Genomic DNA, 18,714 nt, shown 5'->3' with positions numbered 1-18,714 from the left:
ACAGCAGCAGCCGCAGGAACCGGAAGGCGCCTCCGTCGATCATGGGCACGGTCTGCGCGAACATCGAGTTCTGGCCCTTGCCGTAGGTGCAGACCTCGACGTGGGTCTGCGGCTCCGGGTGGATGGACGAGGTGATCGCGACACACCCGGGCGAAGTCGTCGCGGCTCCGGCTCTGGACACCGATGATCGCCTCGGAGTTGCTGCGGGTCAGCTCGCCCAGTCGTGGGGAGAGCCCCGGCAGGGTGCCCTCGTCCCGCATCCGGTGCAGCAGCTTCTGGGTGCCGAGCGCGGCCGCCGCGAAGACCACCTGCTCGGCCGTGAGGGTGCGACGCCCCTTGCGCAGCCTTCCGTTCGACCGCTGCATCTCGACGACGTAGCCGCCGTCGGGACCCGGCCTCACCGACGTCACCGTGGTGAGCGGATGCACCTCCGCGCCGTTGCGCTCGGCCGGGTAGAGGTAATTGGTGGTGGTCGTGTTCTTGGCGTTGTGCTTGCAGCCGGTGAAGCACTCCGAGCAGTGGATGCAGCCCGCCCGCCGGGGGCCGGCCCCACCGAAGTAGGGATCGTCGACCTCCTCGCCCTCCTTGCCCTCGTTGAAGAAGACGCCGACCTGCGTCCGGTGGAACGTCTCGGCGACACCGCGGTCGCGGGCGACCTGCAGGAGGAGGTCGTCCTTGGGGCCGGTGCGCGGGTTCTCGACGACGCCCAGCATCCGCTTCGCCCGGTCGTAGTACGGCGCCAGCTCGCTCTGCCAGTCGGTGATGTGGGACCACGCCCGGTCGCGGTAGAAGTCGGACAGCGGCTCGTAGAGGGTGTTGCCGTAGATGAGCGACCCGCCGCCGACACCGACGCCGCTGAACACCGGGCACTTGCCGAGCGCGCTGATCCGCTGCGGACCGGTGAGGCCCGGGCGCGGCGCCCAGATCGAGTTGCGTACGTCCCAATTGGTCTTCGGAAGATCGCCGGCCTCCCACCGCCGACCGGACTCGAGCACCCCGACCCGGTAGCCCTTCTCCGTGAGCCGCAGCGCCGTCACGCTGCCGCCGAAGCCGGAGCCAACCACGATCACGTCGTAGTCGTAGTCGTCGTTGCTCATCGGGGAAACCACCTCGTAGTCGGCAGGGTCGAACTTCGCCTGCGATCTGTACTGGATCCCGAGAGCGGGCCAGTTGGCCGTGATCCGGCCGTTGGCGTTGCGGTACCACGAGGAGCACTTGCTCCACACGCTGTCGGACAGCTGGGCCCGGATACTGTCGTCGTAGGCCTGCTCGACCTCGGGTCGGACCGTGAGCGGGGCGCCGACCTGCGCGAGGTGCGCGACATAGTCGCCGAGGTGCTTCCGCCCGGGCCTCGAGGAAGTAGATGATCGAGCCGCCACCTGTGTTGGTGTTCGGCCCGTACATGATGAACAGGTTGGGGAAGTGCGGCACGGTCATGCCGTAGTAGGCGTGCGCCCCCTCGATCCACTCCTCCCGGAGGTCACGCCCGTCGCCGGTCGTGATCGTCATCGGGGCCGGGAACTCGGTGGCCTTGAATCCGGTGCCCCAGATGATGACGTCGACCTCATGCTCCTGACCGTCCGCGGTGACGACGCCGGACGGCGTGATCGCCGTGATGCCCTCCGTGGTGACATCGACGTTGGACCGGGCCAGTGCCGGGAGGTAGTCGTTGGAGAACAGGACGCGCTTGCAGCCGATCTGGTAGGTCGGCCAGACCTTCTCGAAGAGACCGGGCCCGGCCTTCGTCTGCCTGCGCATGTGTTGCTTGGAGATCGCGTTGACGGTCTTCGCGAGCGGCCCGGAGTAGGCCCAGGGCGACACTCAGGCTCTCCGTGACGCCGTACCGGGTGCCGCGCTCGAGGAGGTGCGCCAACCGCACCTTGTCGAAGGCGAGGTGGTGCAGCCGGGTGAACTCGCGGTCCGGCCCGGGGACGATGTGGGGCGGGGTGCGCTGGAAGAGCGTCAGGTGGCCGACCTCGGGCTGGATGGCCGGCACGAACTGGATCGCACTCGCCCCGGTGCCGATCACGGCGACCCGCTTGCCGGCGAGATCGACGTCGTGGTCCCACAGGGCGGAGTGGAAGGCAGGGCCGGCGAAGGTGTCGGCGCCCGGGATGGCTGGGTAGGACGGCCGGGACAGCTGCCCGACCGCCGACACCGGGACGTCGACGACGAGCGGAACCCCGTTGCTGAGCTCGATCTGCCGGGTGCCCGCCGCGGAGTCGTAGGTCGCACCGAGCACCTCGGTGCCGAACCTGATGTGGCGACGAATGTCGTACTTGTCGGCGACGTGACGGATGTAGTCGAGGATCGCCGGTTGCCGGGAGAACCGGTGCGGCCAGTTCGGGTTGGTCTCGAAGGAGAAGGAGTAGAACGGCGAGGGCACGTCGCAGGCCGCGCCGGGATAGGTGTTCTCCCGCCACACTCCCCCGACGTCGTCGGCCTTCTCGAGGACGACGATGTCCTCGGAAACCCTTCCTCTTCAGCTCGATCACGGCGGCCGGGCCGCCGAAGCCGGTGCCGATGACGGCGACCGAGGGATTCTTCGCGAGCTGTGTCATCGGGACTCCTGGGTGGTTGACGCGTCCTCGAGGGCGAGACGGTGGTGGAGATCGGGCTTCGGATCGATGCCGAGCCCGAGACAACGGTCGGCCGGGGGACGCGCCGTGCCGCACGAACTCCGCGCGCGAGGTGTGCCGCTCGCCCTCGCTCCGGGCGAGGAACAGCGCAAAGATCGCGGCCGAGAACCCGATCAGGGTCCACCGTGCCGACGGGGCACCCAGCTCCTCGGCCCGTTCGGGCAAGATCTGGGCCAGCACGGTCAGCACGAAGTCGGGCATGGCGGCCTGCGACCGCGGGCGCAGCGTGTCATCGGCCGCCGACTCCCGGAACAGGATGCGGCCGATCCGGGGATCGTCCTCGACGACGGCAACTGCCGTCTCGAAGGCCCCGGACAACGCTGCGGACACGCCTTCATCCACCACGGCGGATGCGACGACAGCGAGGATGGGTTCGCGGATGCGGTCGACGGCCTCGTCGTACACCGCCTCGAGGAGGTCTTCGCGGGTCGCGAACAGGTCGTAGAAGTATCGAGGCCCCACCGATGCCTCCCGGCAGGCGGCTCGCATCGTCAGCGCCGCCACCCCCCGGGTGCCGACCAGCTCGACCCCCGCCGCGACCAAGCGCTCTCGACGATCGGCCTCACGGGCTGCTGGGGTCAGCCCTTGCCACAGCCGGTCCGGCTTGGCAGAGGGCCCCTGAACAGGGGTGCTTGCGGTCACGGAGAGACCATATAGGAATCATCCGCTTCCCGGAAGCACTTGATTCCTGTTGATGGGTTCACAGGTGGCAAGCAACGCCTGACCCGACCGGCTCAATCCTGGATGAGCCGTGCCCCGTCGGCGGGTGTCGCTCGCCGGGCCCGGGGCTCGGTCCAGCCACGGCCCGCGAACTCCTGCTGCAGGGACGCGACGGTCACATCGACGACGGCCTCGGGCAGCAGTGCGATGGCCGAGCCGCCGAAGCCGCCGCCCGTCATCCGCGCGCCGAGGGCACCGTGGGCCGGGCAGGCCTCCACGACCACGTCCAGCTCGGCACACGACACCTCGAAGTCGTCGCGCAGCGAGGCGTGCGACCCGGTGAGACGAGCCCCGAACTCCGCCGGGTCCCCGGTCACCAGCGCGTCGACGGCAGCGCTCACGCGCTCGATCTCGGTGAACACGTGTCGTGCCCGCCGGAGCGTGACGTCGTCACCCGCCAGCCGTGACAGCGCGTCCTCGTGGTCGGTGACCTCGACCGGGGAGGCCGACACCGAGTCGTCGTGCCGCCGCCTCGCAGGAGGCGCGGCGGCTGGCGTAGCCGCCGTCGTTGAGCTCGTGCGAGGCCCGGGTGTCGACGACGAGCAGGGTCAGTCCGGCGTCGTCCGGCCGCCACGGCAGGTGCGAGGTGGCACCGGTCGCGGTGTCGAGGAGCAGCGCGTGACCCGCGCGGGCCAGCAGGGACACCGTCTGGTCCATCCCGCCTGTGGGCGCGCCTGCGACGTCGCGCTCGGCACGGATGCAGTCCTCGATCAGGGCTCGCCGCTCGTCCTCGTCGTCCTGTCGCCCGAGGGCGGCACTCACCGCGAGCGCGACCGAGCACTCGAGGGCGGCAGAACTGGAGAGACCGGCTCCCGGGGGCACCTGCCCGTCCACCAGCACGTCGACACCCGGCAGCTCGACACCGCGCTCGCGCATCGCCCAGAGCACGCCGGCGACGTAGGCCGGCCAGCCCTTGGCGTGGCCGGGCCCCAGCCGGCTGACGTCCCCGACCCACGGCTCCGACTGCTGCCGGCTGCCGATGGCCACGACGCTGTCGGAGCGGAGCCGGACGGCGGCGTACGTCGCCAGCGGCAGCGCCATCGGCAGGCAGCGCCCGCCGTTGTAGTCGAGGTGCTCGCCGATCAGGTTGACCCGGCCGGGAGCCATCACGACCACGTCCGGCGGGCTGTCGTACCGCGCCTCGAAGTCGGCCCGGAGCCGTCGCGCCATGTGACTCATCCGTGTCTCCCTCCGGGTCGAGGAAAGCGGAAACGCCGGCTCGGGGCCGACGTTTCAGGTGATGGTGGAGGTGAGGGACTCGAATCCCTGACCCTCTGAAGCAGTCCGCCGAGTACCCCGATCTCGGAGAAACTCGCCTCTGTTCGCCCGGACATCCTCTGACCTGCGACGACGCTCTGAATCGTGTTCGTTGTCGACACCACGATACCCCGCGGCCTCGGTTCGTTTCGTCCCGAATCGGGGCGTCTGCGAACCCAAAGTGCTGCTTTTCTGCTGCCTACTTGGTGGCCATGGGTTGTCCCTCGGCGAGTTCGGCAAACGCTCGCAGCTTGGCAGCGAGGGAAATGCCGCTCACAGCACCGGGCGGCGTACGTCACCGACGAGGTGAGCGAGGTGCACGGTGAAGCGTGCGGCGAGTGCGCCATCGATCACACGGTGGTCGTAGGAGAGACACAGGGGCAGCATGAGGCGCGGCTCGAACTCGATGCCGTTCCAGACCGGGGCCATCTTCGAGCGGACGACACCGAGTATCGCCACCTCCGGGGCGTTGACGATGGGCGTGAATGCCGTGCCGCCGATGCCCCCGAGGCTGCTGATCGTGAACGTCGCACCCTGCATGTCGCCGGCGCTGAGCTTGCCATCGCGGGCGCGGGCGGAGAGGTCTCCGAGGTCGCGGCTGAGCTCGGTGATGCCCTTTCGGTCGACGTCCTTCACGACCGGGACGACAAGTCCGTCGGGGGTGTCGACGGCAACGCCGATGTTGACGTAGTCCTTGAGCACGAGCTCGTCACCAGCCAGCGAGCTGTTGACGACGGGGAACGTCCGCAACGACGACGCCACAGCCTTGAGGAGGAAGCTGAGCATCGTGACCCGGTAGCCCTCCTCCTTCGCGGCTGCGTCGAGCTCGCGACGGTAGGCGTCAAGGTCGGTGATGTCGGCCTCGTCGTTGTGGGTGACGTGGGGGACGTTGAGCCACGAGCGGTGCAGGTGGGGGCCGGAGATCTTCTTGATGCGGGAGAGCGGCATCGTGCGGACCGGACCGAACTTCGCGAAGTCGATCTCTGGAATCGGCGGGATGCCCATTCCGGACGGGGTTCCGTGCTCCGTGACGATCGAACCTTCGTAGTGTGCAAGGAGGTCCTGCTTGGTCACGCGACCCTTGCCGCCTGTGCCGCTGACCCTCACCAGATCGACCTCGAGGTCGCGCGCGAGGCGGCGGACCAGCGGCGTGGCACGCAGCCCGTCGGCGGTTCCGTGCTCATCCGTGGCCGGCTCCGTTGCCGCGACAACGGAGTCGCGATCGACCACTGCATCACGGGTAGCCACGACAACGTCCGTCTCACTGACCGTTTCGGGCGCAACCTGCACTGCATCCTGCGACAAATCATCGGCCGCATCGGCCGCATCGGACGAGATCGCGATGACGGTGCCCTCGCTGACCGAGTCCCCCACCTTCACGGACACCGAAACGATGGTGCCCCCGGAACGGCGCGGGGATGTCCATGGTGGCTTTGTCGGTCTCCAGTGTGACGAGGGGATCCTCGGCTCGGACGACGTCACCGGGGGCGACGTGGATCTCGATGACGGGTACGTCGGCGTAGTCGCCGATCTCGGGAACCTTGATCTCCATGACAGCTGTCCTCACGCGTAGGCCGGGTCGCACCGGTCGGGGTCGATGCCGTACTTCTGGATCGCCTGCGCCACGACCTCCGGGGAGATGGTCCCCTCGTCTGCCATGCTGCGCAGCGCCGAGACCGCGATGAAGTGGCGGTCCACCTCGAAGTGGCGGCGCAGGTTGCGGCGATAGTCGGAGCGGCCATAGCCGTCGGTGCCCAGCGCGACGTACTTGTTGGGCACAAACGCTCGGATCTGGTCCGCGAACGACTTCATGTAGTCGGTGGCAGCGATCACCGGGCCGGGCCGGCCAGCAAGGCACTGCTCGACGTACGACGTGCGGCGCTCCTCGAGCGGGTGCAGCGTGTTCCAGCGCTCAGCAGCCGGGCCGTCGCGGCGCAGCTCGGTGAAGCTGGGCACGCTCCACACATCGGCCTTGACCTTGAAGTCCTCGGCGAGCAGGTCTGCGGCGGCGATCACCTCTCGCAGGATGGTGCCCGAGCCGAGGAGGTTCACCTTGCCCTTGCCACGGCCCTTGCCGGTGCGGAACAGGTACATCCCCTTGAGGATCCCCTCCTCCACACCGTCGGGCATCGCCGGGTGCTCGTAGTTCTCGTTCATGAGCGTGAGGTAATAGAAGACGTCCTCCTGCTCGGCGTACATTCGGCGCATTCCGTCGGCCACGATCACCGCCAGCTCGAACGCGTACGTCGGGTCGTAGGACACGCAGTTGGGGATCATCGCCGCCCGGAGATGGCTGTGGCCGTCCTCGTGCTGCAGGCCCTCACCGTTGAGGGTCGTCCGGCCGGCGGTGCCGCCGAGCAGGAAGCCGCGTGCCCGGAGGTCGCCTGCTGCCCGGGCGAGGTCGCCGATCCGTTGGAACCCGAACATCGAGTAGTAGATGTAGAACGGGATCATTGGCGTGTTGCTGTGGGAGTAGGACGTGGCCGCTGCGATCCGGGAGGACATCGCGCCCGCCTCGTTGATGCCCTCTTGGAGGATCTGCCCGGAGGCGTCCTCCTTGTAGAACATGAGCTGTTCGGCGTCCTCCGGGGTGTAGAGCTGGCCAGTCTGGGAGTAGATGCCAACCGTGCGGAAGAGGCCCTCCATGCCGAAGGTGCGGGCCTCGTCGGGGACGATCGGGACGATGCGCTTGCCGATCTCCTTGTCGCGCAGCAGCTTGGTGAGGATCTGCACGAATGCCATCGTCGTCGAGATTTCGCGGCCGTTGGAGCCGGCTGTCTGCGCTGCAAATGCCTCCACTCCCGGGACCCGGAGATTGGCTGATTTAGCCCGACGGCTCGGGAGGTAGCCGCCGAGCTTGGTGCGGCGTTCGTGCAGGTAGGTGTGCTCCGGCGAGCCTTCGGCGAACCTCACGTAGGGGTAGTCCATGAGCTGTTCGTCCGGCACCTCGATGCCGAAGCGGTCGTGGAACGAGCGGAGGGCAGGCTCGGCGACCTTCTTGGCCCGGTGGGCAATGTTCTTCGCCTCACCGGCGGCGCCGAGGCCGTAGCCCTTGACGGTTTTGGCGAGGATCACGGTCGGCGCGCCGACGCTGGACTGGGCGGCGGCGTAGGCGGCGTACACCTTCTGCGGGTCGTGGCCGCCGCGCGTCAGGCGCCAGATCTCCTCGTCGGTCCAGTCCTCGACCATTGCCTTGAGCGTCGGGTGGGTGCCGAAGAAGTGCTTGCGGACGTAGGCGCCGTCCTTGGACTTGAAGGTCTGGTACTCGCCGTCGACGCAGTCCATCATGCGCCGTTTGAGCAGGCCCTCGGTGTCGCGGGCGAGCAGGGTGTCCCACGTGGAGCCCCAGACCAGTTTGACGACGTTCCAGCCAGCGCCGCGGAAAACACCCTCGAGCTCTTGGATGATCTTGCCGTTGCCACGGACCGGGCCGTCGAGGCGCTGCAGGTTGCAGTTGACGACGAAGACGAGGTTGTCGAGCTTCTCGCGGGTGGCCATCGAGATCGCGCCGAGCGATTCTGGCTCGTCGATCTCCCCGTCGCCCGGGAAGGCCCAGACCTTGCGCGGTGCAGTGTCGGCGAGGCCGCGCGTGCAGGTACTTGAGGAACCGTGCCCGGTAGATCGCCATCAGCGGACCGAGGCCCATGGACACGGTGGGGAACTGCCAGAAGTCCGGCATCAGCCACGGGTGGGGGTACGACGACAGGCCTGTCGAGGTGGACTGGCCGCCGCCCGTCTCCTGACGGAAGCTGTCGAGTTGCTCCTCGGTGATGCGGCCCTCGAGGAAGGCGCGGGAGTAGATGCCGGGCGAGCAGTGGCCCTGGACGTAGACCGGGTCGCCGCCGTGGCTGTCGTCCGCGGCGTGCCAGAAGTGCTGGAATCCCACGTCGTAGAGGGTCGCAGCGGACTGGAAGCTCGCGATGTGACCACCGAGTTCGCTAGATTCCTGGTTGGCTCGGAGCACCATCGCCAGCGCGTTCCAGCGAACCGCGGAGCGGATGCGGTGCTCAATCTCCCGGTCGCCGGGGTGCTGCGGCTCCTCATCAACGGGGATGGTGTTGACGTACGGCGTGGTGGCGCGGTGCGGCACGCGGACGCCGGCGGCCCGGGCCTCTGTGACGAGCTGCTCCAGCAGGTACGCCATGGGGCTCGCCGTCGTAGTCGTGAACCGCATTGAGAGCTTCGAGCCACTCCCGGGTTTCTGCCGGATCGATGTCGGTCACGGGGGCCTTCCGGACGAAAGTGGGTGTCGTCACATCATCCGGGTCATTTGATTATGCGTCCAATGCCTAATTGATCGATAACTCATGTGCTCTAGGTATGTATGGGTCAGGCGCGCGCAACCGTCCGCGCGTTCTTGAGCGCGTGCTCACGGAACTGCTCAGACGCGGCGGGGAGGCGCCGGTCGCGGATCCGAGCGATGCCGATCTCGCGCGATGCCGGCACGTCCGAGACCCGCAGGTGCGGCGCTGCGGGCGCGCCGATCCCGTGCGGATCAGGAAGAAGCGCCACGCCGAGCCCGGCCGCCACCAGCCCGCGAAGCGTTTCGACCTCCTCGCCCTCGAAGCCGATCTCTGGCGCGAAGCCTGCTTCCCCGCACAGGCGCTGGGTGACATCGCGCAGGCTGAAGCCCCGTTTGAGCACGATGAACGGATCCCCGGCCGGGTCAGCGAGCCGGACCGAGCGGCGCCCTGCGAACCGGTGGTCGGGTGAGACCACGAGCCGCAATGGCTCGATCAGGAGGCGACGGCTCTCGACCTGCGGGTGGTCGGGCTGCTCGCCCGTGATCGCGAGGTCGACCGCACCGCCCAGCAGGTCCTCGACCAAGCCGGCGTCACCGTGCTGGCGCAAGTCGAATCGAACGTCGGGACGCTCGGCGCGGTAGCTGCGGATGAGCGCGGGCACCAGCCAGTGCCCGGGGTGTGCAGGAAGGCTAGGGGGACGAATCCACCATGAGGCGCAGCCATCTCCCGGACGGCCCGGACTCCGCGATCGTAGGCCTCCACGATACGGCGTGCAGAGTCGAGCAGTTCCCGTCCGGCGGGCGTCAGGGTGAGCCCGCGACCGGAGCGCTGGAAGAGCTCCGAGCCCACTTCCCGTTCCAGCCGGGCCAGCGCTCGCGATAGCGCTGGCTGAGTCCGGTGAGCTCGCTCCGCTGCACCTGTCACGGTGCTCCCGTCAGCAACCTCAAGGAACGCGCGGATCGTCTCGATCTCCATGGACTCATGTTCTCAGTGCATGAGTCAGCGGCCAAGCGATCCGCCGAGTAGTTCAGCCCGGGATCGCGTCCTCGAGGTCGAGCAGTCGGTCCCCCACGCCGCCTGCGACCTCCGCGAGGTCCGCCGAGGCACCGGCCCGATTCGCTTCGGAGAGCGTCAGCAGGTCCAGAACGTCGCGCGGATCCCAACGGTCGTAAGTGATGCACTGGAACCGGGCTCCGTCCCGTGTCCGCCTCTGCGAGATACCGACCGCTTTGCGGCCACCGACGAGCAACTCCCCCGGGCCCAGCGCGGCAAAGCAGACCAGACGACTCAGGGCTTCTGCTCGAGGCCGCCGGAGTACATCTGGGCCAACAGACCGACCTCTGCGAGCGCCCGCGACCACGCCTTCCCCAGCCACAGCGGCGACGTCCGGACGTCATTGACCCAGCGCGAGTCATGGCGCGGCAGGACAACGTCCAGCCACAAGCACCGATCAGGATGGACGAAGACGGCACCCCCGCCACTGCGACGGCGTACGACATCCACGTTCGCCGCAGCCGCGGCAGTCGCATCGACGATCGACTGATCCTGCGCGCTGCCGAGGACGAGCGCCGGACGCTCAGGAACGAAGAGCCAGATCTCGGGCTCACCCAGATCCGCCGGGATCGGGCGCGCATGGAACTCCGCGACCGAGCCTTCGACGTATCTAAGGCGCACGTGCCGACACACTCCTTCGCTTCCAGCGCCCCGGCCATGAGCACGCTCGAAGAGGCCATGGCCCAGTCTGCCCTGATCAGTGCCTTGATGAACGCCCGGCTAGCTCGAGAGGTCGGGTGGAGTACGCCTCTTGACTAGGACATTTCTTCCTGAGACCCCGCAAGTCGAGCGAGGAGGCCACCACGAGCGCGATGTTCAAGTCGGAGCTGTTCTCCCGGCCAGTCACCGTCACCGGCATTCACGATCAGCTCGACTGCACGAGTCGCCAAGGGGGCACGAATCCGGCACCGATCTGCGCGTCCCAAGCGTCGAACAGGTCGATGATCCCGTTCGCCGCACTCTGCGACAGAGCGTTGTCGGGGCCGGACGCGATGGCAAGCAACCCGTAGTAGAACAGCGACCGCGTTTGGGCCTCAGCTGATTCCTTGTGGATCTCGAGCTCCCCGACCGCTGCCGCGAGGAATCGGTTCACGAGTTGCTTCACCCCGGGTACGCCGCGAACCGCAAACAGGTGCGCCCCTTCAACTATCGCTTCGCGGGCCTCCGCCATCGACGGGCTGGATTGCGGCTCGTCATCAAGCTCGAGATTCGAGCTGTCGACGAGTGATCGCAGCAAGTGGCCGACGACGACACTCCCCTGCTCGATCGTGAACGGTGACTCAGGGGCTTCAGGCCCCATGAGGTACACCGCGAGCCCATCGAGGTAGAGGAGCTCAGCAGACGGAAGACTGGTCGGACTCAATCCCGCGAGTCCCTCCGCTGCGAGCCTCTGCCAGTCCTTCGCCTGCGCGGCTGCGCTCATGATGTGCATCCCATTTCTGTCTGGTCGACTGCATTCCGATCAGGATCCATGGACAGCGGCGTCACACCGGTCTCAATGTGAGACGGAATCAGCCGGCGAGGAATTCGTCGGCGTCAGCGCGCAGGATGGCGGCGGCGGATCGGTGGCCCCTGGACCGACGGCGGATGCCCAGCCCAGTACGGAACTTCTGCCGCTTCTGCCGAGGCCAGATCTTCCTCCGCCCGAGCAAGGCGCAACAGCTCACGGCGGAGGGCCGCGGCAAGCGGACCAGTAGTGATGTCGGTGCTCATCGGGACTCCAATCCCACAAGACGAGTCGGGCTGCTTCTCGTTCAATCGAACACCTCCCCCGGCCAGCGGGCCGTCTCAATATCGAGACATCTGGTCAGCTGACTTGGATCTCGCCCATTTCGGACCAGCCCTCGGCGTTGACCTTCTGGCTGACGATTCGCGGCGTCTCCGCGAGCGCTTGAGGCATGATGCGCACGGCATCGCGGAAGTGCTCGCTGTTCACATGGGAGGCGGCTCCGTCCTCTTCGAATGCTTCCACGAGCACGAACTCGTTCAGGTCATCCACGCTGCGCGACCAGTCGAACCACTTGTTGCCCGGCTCAGCACGTGTCGCCTCCGTGAACGGACCCACGAGCTCCATCCAGCGCTCGGTCCACTCAGGCTTTGTCTTGAACTTGACGACGATGAAGATCATCGAGATGCACCTTTCATTTCAGTACGCGCGACCCGGGTTCAGGATGCGGTGAGGGTCGAAAACGGTCTTGACGCCGGTCATGAGGGATCGCTCGAGCACGCCGAACTGTTGGGAGAGGTAGTCCGGCTTGAGCGAGCCGAGCCCGTGCTCCCCGCTGATCGTGCCGCCAAGTTCTAGCGTGGCTCGCACGATGGCGTCGAAGGCGTCGCGAGCCCGTGTGAGCGCGCCTGTCTCGGTCGGGTCGAAGACGATCGTGGGGTGCAGGTTGCCGTCAGCGGCGTGCCCGAAGGTCCCGATGGTCAGGTCGTAGGTCGCAGCCGCGTCATCGATCGCGGCGAGCAGCTCCGGCAGCCGGTGGACCGGCACACACACGTCATCGAGGAGCGCCGTTCCCGGGCGTTCGAGCGCGGTGAAGGCCACCCTCCGGGCCAGCATGAGCGCTTCTCCTTCGTCCGGATCGGTGGTGTGAAACACCTCTGTGGCGCCATGCATCCGGGCCAGCGCCGCGCACTCCGCTGCCTCGTCGGCGGCGCGACGACCCGCGCACTCGATGAGGAGTAAGGCGCCCGCATCCTCGTCCGGGTCCATCCTTGTCATCTTGTTGACTGCCCGGGCAGTGGTCCGGTCCATCAACTCGACCGCCGTGGGATCTGCGCGTCCGTCGAGAGCCAGCACCGCATCGATCGCCGAGCGAACAGTCGGGAACGAGGCGGCCACGGTGGCCCGGTCCGAGGGCCGGGGCAGCAGGCGGACCGTGGCCTCGACGATCACGCAGAGTGTGCCCTCCGATCCGACGAGCAGGCGAAGAAGGTCGAGTCCGGCCGTGTTCTTGCGCGTGCTCGAACCAACCGTGATCGTCTCTCCACCGGGAAGAACGGCAGTCAGGCTCAGGACGTGATCGCCGGTCACGCCGTAGCGCGCACAACACATCCCGCCAGCATTGGTGGCAATGTTGCCGCCGATCGTGCAGATGTCACGGCTACCCGGGTCCGGGACATACCAGAGGTTCAGGTCTCGGGCGGCGCGATGGAGCTGCCCGTTCAGCACTCCCGCCTGAACCGTGGCAGTTCTGGCCGCGGTGTCGATTTCGAGGATCTCAGTCAAGTCTGCCGTGCTCAGCATGATGGCCCCATCGAGAGCGTTCGCTGCGCCCGCCAGACCAGTGCCCGCACCCCGGGTCACCACAGGAGTTCTCGTCTCCCGGGCGACCCGGAGGGTTGCGACGACGTCATCGCTGGATTGCGCCCTGACCACGACGAGCGGATCACCGGCCGTCGTCAGCAGGCACTGGTCCCTGCGGTAGGCCTCCATCGCGTCGGCGGAGTCGATCACCCGGCCAGCGACGTGCTGCCGCAATCGCTCGACGATCGATGATTGCAACTCCCCCGACGAGCTCATCAGCCCTTGCTGGCCCGGGTGCGCTTCGATCGCCTTGCGCACGCCTTCGCCGTACGCCGGATCTGCCTGCGTGCAGTTGGCGATGTGCCGTTCGACCGTCGCCGCCGAGGCCCCGTCGATGGCTCGGGCCGTGTTCTCGAAGAGCGCCTGCTGCTGCTCGGCTGTCATCTTGTCGCGGAAGAGGATTCCCGGCTGCTCGAAGTAGTTGTCGTCGTCCTCGCGGAAGTTGAAGCGATCGGCCATCGCGCCCACCGCCTGAGCCGGGTCCCGGTAGGCAGGCTGTTCGGGCCAACGGCCGTAGTTGTTCGGCTCGATACCGGGCGTACTCCCCGGTTGCCGTCCACCCGCATCGAACCATCACGGTGGAAGCTGTTCACGGGGCACTTCGCAGCGTTGACGGGGATCTGGTGGTGATTGACCCCGAGGCGGTAGCGCTGCGCGTCTCCATAGGAGAACAACCGACCCTGCAGCATCTTGTCGGGTGAGAAGCTGATCCCGGGGACCACGTTCGCCGGCGAGAACGCCACCTGCTCCACGTCCGCGAAGTAGTTCTCAGGGTTGCGGTTGAGCTCCCACTCACCGACCTCGATCAACGGATAGTCCTGCTTCGACCACACCTTCGTCAGATCAAATGGGTGGTACTTGTAGGTCTCTGCATCCGCCTCTGGCATCACCCTGGACACACAACGTCCATTTCGGGTGATCGCCGTTCTCGATCGAGTCGAACAGGTCGCGTTGGTGGGACTCGCGGTCGTCGCCGACGACCCGTGCGGCTTCGGCGTCCGTGAGATTCTTGATGCCCTGTTGGGTGCGGTGGTGGAATTTCACCCAGAAGCGCTCGCCGTCTGCGTTGATCAGGCTGTAGGTGTGCGACCCGAAACCGTGCATGTGGCGGTATGACGCAGGGATGCCGCGGTCCGACATCACGATGGTGATCTGGTGAAGGGCCTCAGGCAGGTGCGTCCAGAAGTCCCAGTTGTTCTCTGCGTCGCGCAGGTTGGTGCGGGGGTCCCGCTTCACAGCGTGGTTCAGGTCGGGGAACTTCAGCGGGTCTCGGAAGAAGAACACCGGAGTGTTGTTGCCGACCGAGTCCCAGTTCCCCTCATCTGTGTAGAACTTGAGGGCGAACCCGCGGATGTCGCGCTCCGCGTCGGCTGCCCCCCGCTCGCCGGCCACCGTCGAGAACCGCGCATGAACATCTCGGTCTGCTTGCCGACCTCGGAGAAGATGGAAGCGTTGGTGTAGCGAGTGATGTCCTTGGTCACCGTGAAGGTGCCATGTGCACCCGAGCCCTTGGCGTGCATCCGCCGCTCCGGAATCACTTCGCGATCGAAATGTGCCAGCTTCTCCGGGAACCACACGTCCCGGAGCAGGATCGGTCCGCGCGGTCCTGCCGTCAAGCTGTTCTGGTTGTCGGGGACCGGCGCCCCCGCCGCCGTTGTCAACGGCTTGGTGTTCTCCGCCATCACTTCTCCTCGTTCGGCCCGGTGATCCCGGACGGCATGTCACAGGTGAAGTGCAAGGCTTGCGCAGGCAAGCAGCCGACGTTGTCTCAATGTGATACGCCGCTGCACTCGGAGGGGTGCCCCTCGATCTGATCAGCCGACGACTCCGAAGTCACGGATCTTCCGGTAGATCGTGGCGCGCGACATGCCCAGAGCGACAGCCGCAGCCGCCTTGTCTCCGTCGTGGGCAGCCAGTGCGTCGACCACCGCGTCGCGCTCCGGGGGACTCCATCCCGGTCAAGCGCCTGCGACACGTTGCGTGGCACTCCGCTGGGAGCTCGTCGACCTCAACGATTCCTGAGCGTCGCTTCCGGCTCACTTCCGCGAGAACTTCGCTCAAGTGTGTGACATTGCCCGGCCGGGCGAGGCGCTTCAGCTGATTCATCGCCGGGCCGGAGAGTGCGAGACCCGAGTTCCCGGCGCGGTTCAGCAGATGACGCACCAGTGCGGGAATGTCCTCGAGATGGTGGCGAAGTGGCGGGACGACCACCGTTCTCGGGAAGAAGCGCAGCAACTGCGAGGCCAGCTCATCGTCGAGCTTGTCCGAGTGCACGGTGAGAGCCACCCGGGGATCTTTGGAGACCGCGTTGGAGGACACGAGCTGCAGCAACTCGGCCAGCCCGTCGCGGGTCTCGGCCGGGAGCAGGTGCGCGTGGTTGATGACCGGGTCGGCGCCTGATTCCAGCTCAGTGTGCGCGCGCTCCGGGAACTCCCGGGTGGATTCGTCCTCCGCCCTGTCGAGGACAGCCAGCCGTCGATGCGAGGCCACGTGCTCATGGGCGGCGCGGAGCATGGACAGCTTGCCGGCCCCCGCTTCGCCCTCCATGACCAGCCACTCGGAGCGACCGCGCGCGGCCAAAACCTCCTGCATGACATGGCGCCACGGCGAGCTGGTGCCGGCCAGACCGGGTATGACCGGGAAACCGCGTCCTTCGGTGGTGCGTGTCCCCGCGCGTTGTTCCTTCACCTGGATGACCCCGCCTGCAAAGCTGGAACCCACGAATGTGGGCTGGTAGGCGAGGCGTGCGGTCACCCCGCTCGGCAGGTCCGTCACCGGGGTGAATGCGGTGGTGCGCCCTCGCACATCGCGTGTCTGATCGATGAGGGCCGCCTGATCGTTGGCGTCGAAGTGCTGCTGGGTCACCGAGTTCATCATGAACACCTCCCCACCGATGGCGATCACCGAGCCGCCGGTGTGTTGGCAGGCGGCGTAGTAGTCGCCCGGGGAGTGCGTGGTCCAGCTGGTTCGCCTCTTCGAGGATCCGCTCCCTGGATGCGCCTTGCCGCCAGCTTCGCGAAGGACAACAACAGTGCGTTGGAGTTCTTTGCCTTCGTCGTGATGTCCACGACGCCCAGCAGCGCCCCGGTGACTGGGTGGGTGACCAGTGCGCCGGCGCACGAGAACATGCGCAGGCTCCCGGTGTAGTGCTCGTCGCCATTGACCAGAACTGGCGCGCCGACCTCGAGAGCCGTGCCGATGCCGTTCGTGCCGACTCCGGTCTCGCTGTAGCAGAAGCCGGGCGCCGGGTTGACGGAGTCCAGCGCTTGCAAGAGGGACCCGTCGCCTCCGCCTCGGTGGATCACGACGCCCTTGGAGTCGGTCAGGATCAGACAGGCAGGCTCGTTGATGAGTTCCGCGCAGAGTGAATCAAGCACGGGTAGCGCAGCCCTCGTCAGGGTTGTCTCGTCAGGTTCACGTCCGGTGTAGAGCGGGGCCGGATGGTCGGTGTCGACGTGTGACTCCTGAGAACGCTGCCGGGAGACCCGGATCAAGTTCGTCACGTCGTCAGCCGCGTCAGCTCCTGAAGCGAGGAAGGCATCCCGGGCACGTCGCACACCCTCAACGCTTCGTGTGGTGGCCCACGGGCTCGGTGTGCCCATGCCTTCGACTCCCGTCGCTTGCCCCGTGCTGGTGCTGCCGCCCGTCCGGGCGGGGCAAGAGCCACTCTACGCTCCGCCCCTGTGACGCGCGTCTCACATTGAGACAAAGCCGTCCTGTCGCCGGGGGTTCTATCGGTACATCGCAGACCCCGATCAGAGATCCGCCGGAGCGGCCCTCAGCCAGCTCCCGACACAGGAGGCAGACATTGAGCAGACAGAGTCTCACCAAGGCGCATGCCAAGATCTCGGAACTCACGTGGGAGCCGACCTTCGCAACCCCGGCAACCCGCTTCGGAACCGACTACACCTTTGAGAAGGCACCGAAGAAGGACCCGCTGAAGCAGATCATGCGGTCCTACTTCCCCATGGAGGAGGAGAAGGACAACCGCGTGTACGGCGCCATGGACGGCGCCATCCGCGGCAACATGTTCCGCCGAGTCCAGCAGCGGTGGCTCGAGTGGCAGAAGCTGTTCCTCTCGATCATCCCGTTCCCCGAGATCTCGGCGGCTCGTGCGATGCCGATGGCCATCGACGCGGTGCCCAACCCGGAGATCCACAACGGTCTTGCGGTCCAGATGATCGACGAGGTTCGACACTCGACGATCCAGATGAACCTCAAGAAGTTGTACATGAACAACTACATCGACCCTGCTGGTTTCGACATGACGGAGAAGGCGTTCGCGAACAACTACGCGGGCACCATCGGTCGTCAGTTCGGCGAGGGCTTCATCACCGGTGACGCGATCACCGCGGCGAACATCTACCTGACGGTAGTTGCCGAGACGGCGTTCACGAACACCCTGTTCGTGGCGATGCCCGACGAGGCGGCCGCCAACGGCGACTACCTGCTTCCGACGGTCTTCCACTCGGTGCAGTCGGATGAATCCCGGCACATCTCCAACGGCTACTCCATCTTGCTGATGGCCCCCGGCCGACGAGCGCAACCGGCCGCTGCTCGAGCGCGACATGCGCCACGCGTGGTGGAACAACCACTGCGTGGTCGACGCCGCGATCGGCACCTTCATCGAGTACGGCACGAAGGACCGCCGCAAGGACCGTGAGAGCTACGCGGAGATGTGGCGTCGCTGGATCTACGACGACTACTACCGCAGCTACCTGCTCCCCCTCGAGAAGTACGGCCCGGTCATCCCGCACGACCCGGTCGAGGAGGCCCTGGAACCGGATCGTCAACAAGGACTACGTGCACCGCGTCGCGCAGTTCTTCGCCACCGGGTGGCCGGTCAACTACTGGCGCATCGACGCGATGACCGACACGGACTTCGAGTGGTTCGAGCACAAGTACCCGAGGTTGGTACAGCAAGTTCGGCAAGTGGTGGGAGGACTACAACCGCCCGGCCCACCCGGGCAACAACAAGCCGATCGCGTTCGAGAACGTGGGCTACAACTACCCACACCGGTGCTGGACCTGCATGGTGCCTTGCCTCATCCGTGAGGACACGGTGTGCGAGAAGGTCGACGGACAGTGGAAGACCTACTGCTCCGAGACCTGCCACTGGACCGACGCGGTCGCGTTCCGCCCGGAGTACGAGGGTCGCGAGACGCCCAACATGGGCCGCCTCACGGGCTTCCGCGAGTGGGAGACCTTGCACCACGACCGGGACCTCGCCGACATCATCACCGAGCTGGGCTACGTGCGAGACGACGGCAAGACCCTCATCGGTCAGCCCCATCTCCAGCTGGATGACCCGAAGAAGCTCTGGACGCTCGATCACATGAAGGGCATTCAGTTCATGAGCCCCAACGTGCTCCTGAACCAGATGTCCGACGCGGAGCGGGAGTCGCACATTGCGGACTACCGGCTGAACGACATGTCGAAGATCGCCTGAGCGCAGCTTCGGCTGAGCGTCGAGATCCTCCGCCCAAACGGG

16 protein-coding genes and 6 pseudogenes are annotated in these 18,714 nt (G+C 66.7%); 3 read left to right on the top strand and 19 right to left on the bottom strand.

What is annotated here, in order from left to right; all coding sequences use genetic code 11:
* Positions 1 to 320: 320 nt before the first annotated feature.
* The 19 genes and pseudogenes from LP418_RS31295 to LP418_RS21220 form a co-directional block, all read right to left on the bottom strand.
* Positions 321 to 713 (bottom strand): annotated as a pseudogene (locus tag LP418_RS31295) (cholesterol oxidase); the annotation flags it as partial.
* A gap of 851 nt (positions 714 to 1,564) precedes the next feature.
* On the bottom strand, positions 1,565 to 2,425 hold the full coding sequence (locus LP418_RS21290) for a flavin-containing monooxygenase (RefSeq protein ID WP_257953572.1): 861 nt from the start codon (positions 2,423 to 2,425) through the stop codon (positions 1,565 to 1,567).
* Positions 2,426 to 3,373: 948 nt separating this feature from the next.
* Positions 3,374 to 3,811 (bottom strand): hypothetical protein, encoded by a 438-nt coding sequence (locus LP418_RS21280; protein ID WP_257953570.1) that lies wholly within the window; start codon positions 3,809 to 3,811, stop codon positions 3,374 to 3,376.
* Positions 3,750 to 4,538, bottom strand: a complete 789-nt coding sequence (locus LP418_RS21275; RefSeq protein ID WP_257953569.1) for a galactokinase — start codon at positions 4,536 to 4,538, stop codon at positions 3,750 to 3,752. Before LP418_RS21275 ends, LP418_RS21280 begins: the two co-directional genes overlap by 62 nt.
* Before the next feature lie 351 nt (positions 4,539 to 4,889).
* Positions 4,890 to 5,864 (bottom strand): 2-oxo acid dehydrogenase subunit E2, encoded by a 975-nt coding sequence (locus LP418_RS21270; protein WP_257953568.1) that lies wholly within the window; start codon positions 5,862 to 5,864, stop codon positions 4,890 to 4,892.
* 58 nt (positions 5,865 to 5,922) lie between these two features.
* The gene (locus LP418_RS21265; RefSeq protein WP_257953567.1) at positions 5,923 to 6,168 is read right to left on the bottom strand and encodes a biotin/lipoyl-containing protein; all 246 of its coding nucleotides are present in this window, start codon (positions 6,166 to 6,168) and stop codon (positions 5,923 to 5,925) included.
* Between the two features lie 11 nt (positions 6,169 to 6,179).
* Positions 6,180 to 8,872: pseudogene (aceE, locus tag LP418_RS21260) on the bottom strand (pyruvate dehydrogenase (acetyl-transferring), homodimeric type).
* Between the two features lie 73 nt (positions 8,873 to 8,945).
* Complete coding sequence (locus LP418_RS21255) at positions 8,946 to 9,563, bottom strand: LysR substrate-binding domain-containing protein (RefSeq protein ID WP_257957137.1); 618 nt, start codon at positions 9,561 to 9,563, stop codon at positions 8,946 to 8,948.
* 98 nt (positions 9,564 to 9,661) lie between these two features.
* A pseudogene (locus LP418_RS34115) lies at positions 9,662 to 9,835 on the bottom strand (LysR family transcriptional regulator); the annotation flags it as partial.
* A 312-nt stretch (positions 9,836 to 10,147) separates the two neighbouring features.
* The gene (locus LP418_RS21250; RefSeq protein WP_257953566.1) at positions 10,148 to 10,534 is read right to left on the bottom strand and encodes a lipoyl protein ligase domain-containing protein; all 387 of its coding nucleotides are present in this window, start codon (positions 10,532 to 10,534) and stop codon (positions 10,148 to 10,150) included.
* A gap of 244 nt (positions 10,535 to 10,778) precedes the next feature.
* Positions 10,779 to 11,336, bottom strand: coding sequence for a hypothetical protein (locus LP418_RS21245; RefSeq protein ID WP_257953565.1), 558 nt, complete (start codon positions 11,334 to 11,336; stop codon positions 10,779 to 10,781).
* 384 nt (positions 11,337 to 11,720) lie between these two features.
* Entirely contained in the window at positions 11,721 to 12,041 is a 321-nt protein-coding gene (locus LP418_RS21240) for a putative quinol monooxygenase (protein WP_257953564.1), read from the bottom strand.
* Between the two features lie 18 nt (positions 12,042 to 12,059).
* Positions 12,060 to 13,682 (bottom strand): FAD-binding oxidoreductase, encoded by a 1,623-nt coding sequence (locus tag LP418_RS21235; RefSeq protein WP_272496285.1) that lies wholly within the window; start codon positions 13,680 to 13,682, stop codon positions 12,060 to 12,062.
* On the bottom strand, positions 13,604 to 14,110 hold the full coding sequence (locus tag LP418_RS29960) for a catalase (RefSeq protein WP_272496284.1): 507 nt from the start codon (positions 14,108 to 14,110) through the stop codon (positions 13,604 to 13,606). Before LP418_RS29960 ends, LP418_RS21235 begins: the two co-directional genes overlap by 79 nt.
* Positions 14,067 to 14,657 (bottom strand): annotated as a pseudogene (locus LP418_RS29955) (catalase); the annotation flags it as partial. The pseudogene LP418_RS29955 and the gene LP418_RS29960, both read right to left, overlap by 44 nt.
* A 26-nt stretch (positions 14,658 to 14,683) precedes the next feature.
* Positions 14,684 to 14,905: pseudogene (locus LP418_RS34110) on the bottom strand (catalase); the annotation flags it as partial.
* A 132-nt stretch (positions 14,906 to 15,037) separates the two neighbouring features.
* On the bottom strand, positions 15,038 to 15,151 hold the full coding sequence (locus LP418_RS34105) for a helix-turn-helix domain-containing protein (protein WP_442939973.1): 114 nt from the start codon (positions 15,149 to 15,151) through the stop codon (positions 15,038 to 15,040).
* Between the two features lie 58 nt (positions 15,152 to 15,209).
* Positions 15,210 to 15,737 (bottom strand): annotated as a pseudogene (locus LP418_RS34100) (hypothetical protein); the annotation flags it as partial.
* A 386-nt stretch (positions 15,738 to 16,123) separates the two neighbouring features.
* Entirely contained in the window at positions 16,124 to 16,726 is a 603-nt protein-coding gene (locus LP418_RS21220) for a GAF domain-containing protein (RefSeq protein WP_257953562.1), read from the bottom strand.
* 305 nt (positions 16,727 to 17,031) lie between these two features.
* Between LP418_RS21220 and LP418_RS21215 the strand changes: the two genes are divergently transcribed.
* Genes LP418_RS21215 through LP418_RS21205 form a run of 3 tightly spaced genes read left to right on the top strand, consistent with a single transcriptional unit; the run spans position 17,032 to position 18,672 of the window.
* Positions 17,032 to 17,886: a hypothetical protein gene (locus LP418_RS21215; RefSeq protein WP_257953561.1), complete on the top strand. Its 855-nt coding sequence runs from the start codon at positions 17,032 to 17,034 to the stop codon at positions 17,884 to 17,886.
* The gene (locus tag LP418_RS21210; protein ID WP_257953560.1) at positions 17,883 to 18,278 is read left to right on the top strand and encodes a hypothetical protein; all 396 of its coding nucleotides are present in this window, start codon (positions 17,883 to 17,885) and stop codon (positions 18,276 to 18,278) included. The genes LP418_RS21215 and LP418_RS21210 overlap by 4 nt, the downstream gene beginning before the upstream one ends.
* A gap of 7 nt (positions 18,279 to 18,285) precedes the next feature.
* The gene (locus tag LP418_RS21205) at positions 18,286 to 18,672 is read left to right on the top strand and encodes a hypothetical protein (protein WP_257953559.1); all 387 of its coding nucleotides are present in this window, start codon (positions 18,286 to 18,288) and stop codon (positions 18,670 to 18,672) included.
* Positions 18,673 to 18,714: the final 42 nt, after the last annotated feature.

Origin of the sequence: Nocardioides sp. B-3 (genome assembly GCF_024703895.1) — a bacterium.
Lineage (GTDB): Bacteria > Actinomycetota > Actinomycetes > Propionibacteriales > Nocardioidaceae > Nocardioides.
This window is presented reverse-complemented; position numbering and strand designations above follow the sequence as displayed.